We start from the raw sequence: 10,927 nt of genomic DNA, 5'->3' as shown, positions 1-10,927 counted from the left end.
AAGCTGATTCTAATTGTTCCGCAGCGTAAAAGTGGAGCACCTCGCTCCATTTTCGCGCGATACGCTGAACGTTCCAACATTGCCACTTGACCCGGCGGGTGCAGGTGAGTCAAGGTGAGGAACTAGCGTGCCACTTTCGTCGGCGATATCCAATCCGTCGACTGGCGAAACTATACTCTGGCTGCTTTCCGGCTCTTCATCGTCCTCGGTTTACCAACACTCCTTCAGGGGTTATTCCGATGCCACAGCCCTTATTAGGGGCAGCGTTCGCTCCCGCGAAAAGGCGGACCTGCCCATGAACGCCAATACCACCCTTGCTCATGTCATCGAAGCGGATGCTCCCGTGCCGCTCGCCGAGTATGTGGGGCGGGAGAGGGACGCTCTGCGAACGGCACTGCACAAACACGGAGCGATTCTCCTCCGTGGTTTCGCCGTCGGCGGTGCGAAAGGGCTGGACGCCGTCGTGCGGCAGTTCGCCGGCTCGGCGCCTCTCGACTACACCGAACGCTCCTCGCCGAGGAAGCCCATCCACGGCCACGTCTACACCTCGACGGAGTACCCCGCCGGCGAGGAAATCTTCTTGCACAACGAGAACTCCTACCAGGCCGTATGGCCAAGACTGCTGTTCTTCCACTGCGCGCAGCCGCCCACCACCCTCGGCGCCACGCCCCTCGCCGACACCCGGAGAATCCACGACCTCATCCACCCCGACGTGCGCGCCGAGTTCATCCGGCGCAAGTGGCTGGTCGTCCGCAACTACTCGGATGCACTCGGACTTCCCTGGCAGGAGGTCTTCGGAACGAACAGCCGGGAAGCCGTGGAACAGCAGTGCGCCCGAAATGGGATTGCCGTCGAATGGCTCGGTCCTCACCGACTCCGTACGAAAGCCGTGCGGGATGCCGTGCACCGTCACCCGGTTACCGGGGACGCTGTCTGGTTCAACCATGCGACGGTTTTCCACGTCTCCACGCTCCCGGCGGTCGTCCAGCACGGATTGCTGGAGATGTGCGGTGAGGAAAACCTCCCCAGCAATACCTACTACGGCGACGGAGCACCGATCCCCGGTTCGGTGCTCGACCATGTGCGGGATTCCTACCGGAGCGCTTCCACCCGCTTCGACTACCGCAAGGACGACGTCGTCCTCGTCGACAACATGCTCACCGCCCACGGCCGTGAGCCGTTCACCGGCCCGCGCGTCGTTGCCGTCGCCATGGCCGAGCCATCCAGCGACCTGCGATAGGAGGGGCGTCCCATGACAACCGACGCAACGAGCGACCACACCCCGTACAAGGTGGTCGTGAACCACGAGGAGCAGTTCTCCGTCTGGCCGCTCGGCAAGGAGAACGCCCCCGGCTGGTCAGATGTGGGCGTCAGCGGCCCCAAGGCCGAGTGCCTCGCGCACATCGGGCGGGTCTGGACCGACATGCGGCCGCTCAGCCTGCGCCGCCGCATGGCCGAACAGGAGTCGCGGGCCGAAGGCTCCGCCCAGTGAAGGCCTACTGCAGGGCCTATCCCCTGGGCCGGCTGCACGCGTTCGAGGGATGGTCCGATCACGCGGCCGAGGCCGCCTCCGGCCTGGACCCGGACGAGGTGGTCTTCCTCTGGGACGACTTCACCGTGGTGCGCAGTCCGGTCAACACCGAGGCAGAGGTGCTGTGGGACACGGTGAACCCGCCGTGGGAAGCGTTCTGCACCGATTCCCTGGGCTTCACCGGCAGCGCGAACCTCGCAACGCCCCTCTGACCCCTGGGCGTTCCGGCTGTCGGACGCTTCGCCCCTACGCGGCCCTCCCTGCCCACCGACCCGAAGGAAGCGGACCCTTGCTGGGGACCCATCGCCCTCTGCCCTTGTCCCAGGAACACACCTGGCTGCCCGACCGAAGTGCCAGCGATCAGATCGGGCACCCCTGCCTGACCGTCGAGGTCGAGGGCGCCCTGGACCCCGTCGCTGTCGAGCAGGCACTCAACGCCTGCGTAGGCCGGCATGCCTTCCTGCGCGCCGCCTTCGAGGGTGTCGAGGGCAAGCTCCGGCTGCGGACGGCACCGGTCGGTGTCACCTGTCCGCTGGTCCTGACCGACCTGCGCGAGCGATTCCGTGCCGACGGCGCCGAGGAGGATCTCGCGCGTCTGCTCGACGAGGACCGCAGGAGCCCCTTCGCGCCGGACCGGGCACCACTCGTCCGGGCCAGGCTCGTACGGACCGGGCAGGAGCGGTACATCCTGCAGATCGTCCTGCACTCCCTGATCGCCGATGAGGAATCGGTCGCCGTGCTGGCCCGCGACCTGTCGGTGGCCTACGCCGACGCGGGCCGGTCCCTTCCGCCCCTGCCGGCCGACTCCGGGCCGTCCGGCGAGGGACGCCTCACGCACGGCTCACCCGGCCCCTCCGCAGCAGAGTTACGGCGTGGAGGTCAGACGGACTTCTCGCCCCTGGCTCCGGCACGGCACGCGGCCCCGGACGAGCCCGCCCTCGGTCCCGTCCGGGCGATCCCGTTCCGGCTCGAGCCCGGCCTGGTGGCCCGCCTGCGCGGCCTCGCCTCCGCGGACGGTGTCGATCTCTCCGATCATCTGCTGACCGCGGTGTACCTCGCGGCTGCGCCGTTCGCGGGACCGGAGGGGGATGTCCTGCTGCACTGCGCCGCTCCCGCCGACCCCGTGTCCCGGAGCACGATCGGCCCGTACACCGACGTGCTCCCCCTGCGATTGCGTATCGACCGGAACGAATCCTTCCGTGCTCTCGTCCGGCGCGTCGCGGAGCTGCGCCGAGAGGTCGAGAAGCACCGGGCCGTTTCCCGGCACCACGTCCTGGACACCGCCGTCGAGGAAGCCGAGCACTTCGCCGGCGCGGGCGACATCGCGTTCCGCATGCTCCCGGCCCCTCCCCTGCCGCACTTCGAGGGAGCGCTCAGCCGGATACCGGCCCTGGCTCACCGGGACCCCGGCGCCAGTCTCACCTGGACGGTCGAGACCCCCACCGGGGAAACGCTGAGCGGCCAGGTGAGCCTGCGGTCCGGTGCCTGGGGCGCCGAGACGGCCGCGGCCCAGGCCGAGATGTGGCTCCAGGCCCTTCGCGCCGTGGCCGAGGGCCCCGACCGGCCCGTCGGCTCCGTTTCCCTCACCCCTCCCGAGCACCTCCGGAAGATCGCCGGGTGGAACCGCACCGCGCGCCCGCAGACCGGTCCGCCGACCATCGACGGACTGTTCCGGGACCGAGCGCTCGAACGTCCCACGGCCGTCGCGCTCCAGGACGGCACGGGACAGTGGACCTACGCGGATCTCGACCGGTGGTCGGACGGCATCGCCGAGTCGCTGCGGACAGCGAGCGTCTCCCCGGACCGCCCCGTCGGTGTCCACCTGCACCGTTCGGCCGCCATGGTGGCCGCCATGCTGGGAGTGCTGAAGGCCGGCGCCTGCTACCTCGTACTGGACCCCCGCTACCCCGACGACCGGCTCCGGCTGATGGCCGAGGACGTCGGAACGGCCGCCGTGCTGTACGAGGGTGATCCGCCCGGCTGGCCGGCCGCCTCGGGCATCCCTGCTGTGGCCCTCCGTTCCCCTGACGCTGTGCACGTCGCCGGGCCGCGCCGGCACAGCGATCCCGACGGGCTGGCGAACATCGTCTTCACCTCCGGATCCACCGGCCGCCCCAAGGGGGTCGCTGTACCCCACAGAGCCGTCGCCCGGCTCATCCGGGACACCGACTACGTGTCACTGGGCCCGGAAGACGTCCTGGTGCACCTCGGCGACCCGTCGTTCGACATCACCACGCTGGAGGTGTGGGGAGCTCTCTGCAACGGCGCGAAACTGGTCGTACTCCCCGGTGCCGAGCCGCTCGGGCCGGACGAGGTCATAGCCGCCGTGCGGACCCACCGCCCCACGACGCTCTGTCTGACCGGCATGCTGTTCAACCGCGTGGTGGAGACCGATGCCACGGCCATGGCCTCGCTCCGTTTCCTTTTCGTCGTCGGGGAGGTGATGAACCCCGCGGTTACCCGGCGGCTCATGGAACAGGGCGCTCCGCAGCACCTCCTCAACGGGTACGGGCCTTCCGAGAACACCACCTTCTCCGCGTGCCACCTGATCCGGACGCCGCCGGAACCCTTGGCGAACATCCCCATCGGCACGGCCGTCACGAACACGACCCTGCATGTCCTGGACGCCGGTCTCCGCCCGCTTCCCATCGGGGCGCCCGGCGAGCTCTACGTCGGTGGCTCGGGCCTCGCCCGCGGATACGCCGGCCGGCCGGAACTGACCGCCGAACGGTTCGTCCCCCACCCGTTCCCCGACATGCCCGGTGAGCGGCTGTACCGGACCGGGGACCTGGTCCGGCGTCTGCCCACGGGCGAAATGGAGTTCCTGGGGCGGGTGGACAACCAGGTCAAGATCCGCGGGTACCGCATCGAACCCGGCGAGATCGAGGCCGCTCTCGCCGCGACCGGCCAGGTCGCGGAAGCATCGGTGCAGGTCGTGGATGTCTCCGGGGACAAGCGTCTGGTCGCCTACCTGGTCCCGCAGGGCCTCCGATCGGCGGATCCGGCCGCTCTGCGCTCCGAGCTCGGCACACGCCTGCCCGCTCATCTGATACCCAATCACTTCGTCATCCTCGACACGCTCCCGGTCACGTCCAGCGGCAAGCTCGACGCCGGCGCTCTCCCCGGACTGGAGGCTGCCGAGGACCGGCCGGCGGCCGTGACCCCGCCGCGGAACGCGACCGAGCGCGCCCTCTGGCAGATCTGGTCCGAGCTGCTGGAGATCCAGGGGTTCGGCGTGCACGACGACTTCTTCGCGATCGGCGGTCACTCCCTGCTCGCCAGCCGCGCCGTCATCGCCGTACGCACACGGCTGGGTGTCGATCTCGGTTTGCGGAACCTCTTCGACCGCCCCACCATCGCCGAACTGGCACCGCTCGTCGCCGCCGGCCCGGCCCCGGCGGCGGACAGCCGGCTCGATGCGCTCGCCGCCGAGTTGAGCCGGCTCTCCGCCAATGACGGAGACGCCACACACACGAGGGAACCCCAGTGAACGATCTGACCGACCGCATCGCTTCGCTGCCCGTCGGCAAGCGCGCCGAGCTCCGTGAACTCCTGTGGGAGCGCGGTATCCCGACGGCCGCCCTCAGGAAGCCCGACGAGGCACTCCCGGCCTCCTTCACTCAGCGCCGTCTGGCCTTCCTCCAGGAACTCACGCCTGAGAGCGCGGCCTACAACAGCCCGATGTCCTGCCGTCTGACCGGGCCACTCGACCCCGTGGCCCTGGAAGGGGCCCTGAACGACGTACTGGTCCGGCAGGCCGTCCTGCGCACCAGCCTCCCCGTCCGCGACGGGGAGGTGGTCCAGCAGATCGACGCGCCCACCCCTCGCGAGCTCCCCGTGACCGACCTCACCGGGCTCGGGCCGGATGCGGCGCGCGCCGAGAGCATCCGGCTGGCCGGGCTCGAACAACAGGCCCCCTTCAACCTGGCGACCGGGCCGTTGGTGCGCTTTCGCCTGCTCCTGGTCGCCGAACAGGAGGCGGTGCTGCTCCTGACCTTCCACCATGCCGTGTTCGACGGCTGGTCGATCAGTGTGTTCGTCCAGGACGTGGCCCACTGCTACGAGGCCCGCTCGAGCGGGAGGGCGGCAGCGCTCGCTCCGCTGGGCCCGGACTACGCCGAGTACGCGCTGTGGCAGCGGGAGTGGGTCGAGAGCGACGAGGCCAAGGCCCAGCTGGACTACTGGGTGGACCGCCTGGCCGGCGCCCCCGAGCTGCTGTCCCTGCCGCTGGACCGGCGGCGTCCGGCACGGCCCAGCACCGTCGGCGCGAGCGTGCGTGTGCTCCTTCCCCCGTCGGTCCGCGACGGCCTTGCCGACCTGGCCACGCGGTCGGGCTGCACCCTTTTCATGGTCCTCCTCGCCGCGTTCCAGACAACACTTAGCCGCTACAGCGGCCAGCAGGACATCGTCGTGGGAACCCCGGTAGCCGCCCGCCGCGGCAACCACCTGCAGAATCTCGTCGGGTTCTTCGCGAACTCGGTGGCGCTGCGGTCCGAGGTCGACCCGCGGCTGCCGTTCGGCGAGTTCCTGGGACAGGTGCGCGAGACCTGCCTGGCGGCGTACGACCACCAGGACATGCCGCTGGATCTACTGGCCCAGCGGCTGCATCCGGAGCGTGACCTCGGCCGCAACCCGCTGTACCAGGTGAACTTCACGCTGCACAACACCCCCGAGCCCGTCGACACGGTGGGCGGGCTCACGCTCTCCCCGCTGACGCTGGACCTGGATGCGGCCCGTTTCGATCTCGACCTCAATGTCTGGGACGGCGCCGAGGGCCTCGACTGTCAGCTGATCCACGCGGTGGACTTGTTCGACGGAGTGACCGCGGAACGCGTCCTGGAGTCGCTGCGTGTGCTCGTGGACGGAGTGCTGGCGGACCCGGCCGCACCGCTGGCAACGCTGCCGATGACCTCTCCCGGCACCACCGGGGGCATCGCCGCCGGTCTGTACGGGGCAGAGGCGGACCGTCCGGCCGACATGCGGGTTCACCGGCTGTTCGGTGAACAGGCCCGGCGCACCCCGGACGCCGTCGCCGTGTCCTGCGATCTCGGGGAGATGACGTACGCGGAACTGGACGCCGCCTCCGACCGTGCGGCCACCCGCCTCGCGGAGTTGGGCGTGCGCGGCGGGACGACCGCCGCGGTCCGGATGCGGCGTTCGCCGGCACTCGTCGCGGCGCTCCTCGGCATCCTCAAGGCGGGTGCCGCCTACCTGCCGGTCGATCCCGGCCATCCGACGGCGCGTACGGAGCAGATGCTCCAGGACAGCGGGGCCGTCCTGGTGGTGACGGACGCCGGCGAGGAGACCCTGGCCGGGGTGCCGGCCGTGGCTGCGGCGGCGCTGTCGGCCGTCACGCCGGGGGCGCGGACTTCGCCTGACGCGGAGCCCGCGCCGACGGCGGCGGGCCACGACGCGGACGTCATGTACCTGATCTATACGTCCGGTTCCACCGGCGTTCCCAAGGCCGCGGTGCTCTCCCACCGGCAGGTCGCCAACTATCTTCTCTGGGCCGCTGACACCTTCGGCACGGCCGGGGGCAGCGGGGTGCCCGTCCACTCCTCGATCGGATTCGACCTGACGGTCACCAGCCTGTTCGCTCCGCTGCTGCGCGGCCAGCGCCTGATCCTGCTCGACGAGGAGGGGGCTCCGGGCGAGGCGCTGGTGCGTTCGGCGGAATCCGCGCGGGGCCTGAGTTTCGTCAAGCTGACGCCGTCCCACCTCAAGTTGCTCGAGGACACCGCGGACCCGAACCGGGGCGGGCCCTGGTCGCACATCGCGGTGATCGGCGGCGAGGAACTGCGTGAGGAGCAGATCGCGGCCTGGCGGGCAGGCGGAACGATTCGCCGCCTGTTCAACGAATACGGCCCCACCGAGACCGCTGTCGCCTGCGCGGCGCACGAGGACGACGGCCGGACAACGCCCTTGGGGACCATTCCCATCGGACGGCCGATCCACCACACGCAGCTGTATGTTCTCGACCCCCATATGAACCCGGTTCCCGTGGGTGCGCCCGGCGAGCTCCATGTGGGCGGAGCCGGCGTCTCGTACGGTTACTGGAAGCGCCCCGGGCTGACGGCCGAACGGTTCGTCCCGGACCCCTTCGGGGGAGACTCCGGAGCCCGCCTCTACAAGACGGGCGACCTGGCCCGCGTCCTGCAGGATGGTTCGCTGGAGTACCTCGGCCGTCTGGACGACCAGGTGAAGATCCGAGGCCACCGGATCGAGCTCGGCGAGGTCACGTCCGTGTTGTCGGCCCTGCCCGGCGTACGACAGGCGCTCGTGGACGTGGACCGGCGTGCTCCCGGTAACGCGGAACTCGTGGCGTTCCTCGAGATTGCCCCCGCGGATCCCGCCACGGCGGACGGCGGCGACTCGGCCGACGGCCTCTTGGACCGCTGGCGCGACTTGTACCAGGACACCTACGCGGACCTCGGTACTTCCCCGGACGCCGACCCGTCGTTCAACCTCGCCGGGTGGACCAGCAGCTACACGGGCGGCCCCATCGATCCGCCGGAGATGTCGGAGTGGCTGGACTCGACGGTGGCCCGGATCACGGCGCTGGAACCCAGGCACGCCCTGGAGATCGGCTGCGGAACCGGCATGGTCCTCTCCCGCGTCGCCCCGGCCTGCGAGACGTTCCACGGCACCGACCAGTCCGCACCGGCCATCCGGTACGTGCGGGACACGGTCGTCCCCGCCGTCCCGATTGCCGACGGCACGGTGTCGCTCACCGCGGCACCCGCGCACGAGAGCATCCAGGCGGGGCGGCGGTACGACACCGTCATCCTCAACTCCGTTGTCCAGTATTTCCCGTCGGCCGACTATCTGCGCGAGGTGCTGGCAGAGGCGGTGTCCGCGCTGTCCGAGGGCGGCCGGGTGTTCGTCGGCGACGTCAGAAGCCTCGGGCTCCTGGACGCCTTCCACGCGTCGGTCCTCGCCCACCGCGCCCAGCCCGGCACCAAGGCCGGCCGGTTGCGGGCGGAACTGCGACGCCAGATCGCGCTGGAACCCGAACTCTGCCTGGAACCGGGCTTCTTCCAGGATCTGCGCGGGACACTGCCGCGGATCACCGGGGTCAGCGTCCTGCCGAAGAGGGGGCGGTACGACAACGAACTCAGCGCGTTCCGGTACGACGTCGTACTCACCGTCGACGGCGCTCCCCGGCCGCCTGCGGCGGGCACCGACTGGGGTGCGGCCGGAATGGACCTGACGGCACTGGAGAAGCAGCTGTCCGAGGGCTGGCCCACCGATGGCGTGCTCGCGTTCTCCGGCGTGCCGAACGCCCGTACCCGTACGGCGATCGCCTTCCGTGACGCCCTTGCCGACGCACTCCCGCAGGCCCCCGTGGAGGAGGTCCGCGCCCGCGCCGAAGACGCCGCGGGGGAACCGGGAGTGCATCCCGAGGACCTGTGGGAGCTCGCCGAACGGTACGGGGTCAAGGCCAGGGTGACCTGGGACACCGGGAGCGTCGACGGCAGCTTCGACGTCGTGCTGGGCCGGCCGGCCGGCGAGCGGACCGTCAGTCCGGCCCCGGCGCCCGTCACCGGCAGGGTCCCGGCGCAGCGGACCACGGCCAACGATCCGCTGTGGCAAGCCAGGAGCGCGGTACGGCTCTCGGCGGTCGAGTCAAGGTTGCGGGAGGTCCTCCCGCCTGCTCTTGTTCCTACTCGCTTCCTGCCGCTGCCGCGGTTCCCACTCACCCGGAACGGCAAGGTCGACCGGGCCGAGCTGCGGCAGGACCTGGCCCTGGCGATCGGAACGACGACCGGTCCGGCGCCCGCGGTGGAGCCGCTGACCCCCACCGAGGTACGGATCGCCCGGATCTGGACCGAGATACTCGGCCGCGACGGTATCAGGTCCGACTCCGACTTCTTCGACCTCGGAGGTCACTCGCTGCTCAGCTTCCAGTTGGTCTCCCGGCTCCGCGAGGAGTTCGGGACCGGCGTGCCCATCCGCGCCCCCTTCGAGACACCGGTCCTGCGTGACCTCGGCCGGATGCTGGACGGACTGGGGGGGACGGTTCCCTCTCCTGAGACCTCGGCCCTGCCCCCGCTGGTACCGGTGCCGCGCGCCGAGCGGACGGTGCCCTCCTTCGCGCAGGAACGCATGTGGTTCGTCACCCAACTGGCTCCCGACAGCAGGCAGTACAACTACGGTACCTATCTGCTGCTGACCGGTGTGCTGCACATCGGTCATCTGGAGCACGCCCTTAACCAGGTGACGGGCCGGCACGAGGTGCTGCGCACCCTCATCAGGTCGGACGAAGGTGTCCCCTACCAGATGGTCATGCCTCCGGCCCCTGTCACTCTGCCCGTCCTGGACCTCACCGGGCTTCCGGACGACACGCGCGAGCAGGTTGCGCTGCGGCTCGCCCATGAGCAGTACGACCAGCGGATCGACCTGGCGCACCCACCGGTCGTGCGGGTGAGTCTGCTCCGGCTCGCCGCAGACGAACACGTCCTGGTGCTGACGGCCCATCACATCGTGCTGGACGGTTGGTCGGTGGGGCTGCTCATGCGGGAGATCACGGAGTGCTATGCGGCCCTGTGCGAGGGCCGTACGCAGGAACCGGCCGCGCTCCCCGTGCAGTACGCGGACTATGCGGTGTGGCAGCGCTCGCTGCGCGACGGCGGTCAGTACGACCGCATGCTCTCCTACTGGCAAACGCAGCTGGACGGGATCCTGTCCCTCCCCACCGTGCCCCTGGACCGTCCCCGGCCGGCCGGCGCCACCCACCGGGGCGGGTCTCTGCCGTTCCGGATCGACGCAGCGGTGGCGGACCGGTTGCGGGCGCTGTGCAAGGAGGAGGACGTCACCCTCTTCATGGCGTTCCTGGCCGTCACCCACACATTGCTGGCCGAGTCGACCGGAGGGACGGACATCGTCGTGGGTGCGGATGTCGCCGGCCGCTCGGACGCCGCCGTGGAGAATCTGATCGGGTTCTTCGTCAACCAGGTGGTCCTGCGAGGCGATCTGTCCGGCGAACCCACCTGGCGGGAGCTGCTGCGGCGGACGAAGGCCCTCACCGTGGACGCCTACGCCCACCAGGACCTGCCCTTCGAGGACGTCGTCAAGGCGCTGAACCCACGGCGCGGAAGCAATCAGAGCCCGCTCTTCCAGCTGAAGCTCACACTGGACAACACACCTCGGCACCAGGAGGGCCTGCCCGGCCTGGAGGTCGAACCGTTCGTGGTCGACATCGCCGACACCAGCCGGTTCGACCTGACCGTCCGACTACGGGAGGACCGTGCGGGCATCGACGCGTTCTGGGAGTACGACGCCGAACTCTTCGACGAGGCAACGGTCAGGCGGATGCAGCTCCGGTTCGTCGAACTGGTCGACGCCCTCACCGCAAGGCCCGAATCGCCCGCCGTCACGGCCCAGGAGGGATGAGAG

At 70.0% G+C, this 10,927-nt stretch carries 5 protein-coding genes; all 5 read left to right on the top strand.

Going from position 1 to position 10,927, the window contains the following annotated elements; genetic code table 11:
* Positions 1-295: 295 nt before the first annotated feature.
* The 5 genes from AB0F29_RS20620 to AB0F29_RS20600 all read left to right on the top strand — a co-directional run bounded on the left by AB0F29_RS20620 (position 296) and on the right by AB0F29_RS20600 (position 10,924).
* Positions 296-1,240: a TauD/TfdA family dioxygenase gene (locus AB0F29_RS20620; RefSeq protein ID WP_361873956.1), complete on the top strand. Its 945-nt coding sequence runs from the start codon at positions 296-298 to the stop codon at positions 1,238-1,240.
* Positions 1,241-1,252: 12 nt separating this feature from the next.
* On the top strand, positions 1,253-1,492 hold the full coding sequence (locus tag AB0F29_RS20615) for an MbtH family NRPS accessory protein (RefSeq protein ID WP_361873954.1): 240 nt from the start codon (positions 1,253-1,255) through the stop codon (positions 1,490-1,492).
* The gene (locus AB0F29_RS20610; RefSeq protein WP_361873952.1) at positions 1,489-1,743 is read left to right on the top strand and encodes a hypothetical protein; all 255 of its coding nucleotides are present in this window, start codon (positions 1,489-1,491) and stop codon (positions 1,741-1,743) included. Before AB0F29_RS20615 ends, AB0F29_RS20610 begins: the two co-directional genes overlap by 4 nt.
* Positions 1,744-1,847: 104 nt before the next feature.
* A complete protein-coding gene (locus AB0F29_RS20605; RefSeq protein WP_361873950.1) occupies positions 1,848-5,021 on the top strand; it encodes an amino acid adenylation domain-containing protein in 3,174 nt (1,057 codons plus the stop codon).
* Positions 5,018-10,924, top strand: a complete 5,907-nt coding sequence (locus tag AB0F29_RS20600; protein WP_361873948.1) for an amino acid adenylation domain-containing protein — start codon at positions 5,018-5,020, stop codon at positions 10,922-10,924. The genes AB0F29_RS20605 and AB0F29_RS20600 overlap by 4 nt, the downstream gene beginning before the upstream one ends.
* Positions 10,925-10,927 lie beyond the last annotated feature (3 nt).

The sequence above is a fragment of the Streptomyces sp. NPDC026589 genome, assembly GCF_040638385.1.
GTDB lineage: Bacteria > Actinomycetota > Actinomycetes > Streptomycetales > Streptomycetaceae > Streptomyces.
This window is presented reverse-complemented; position numbering and strand designations above follow the sequence as displayed.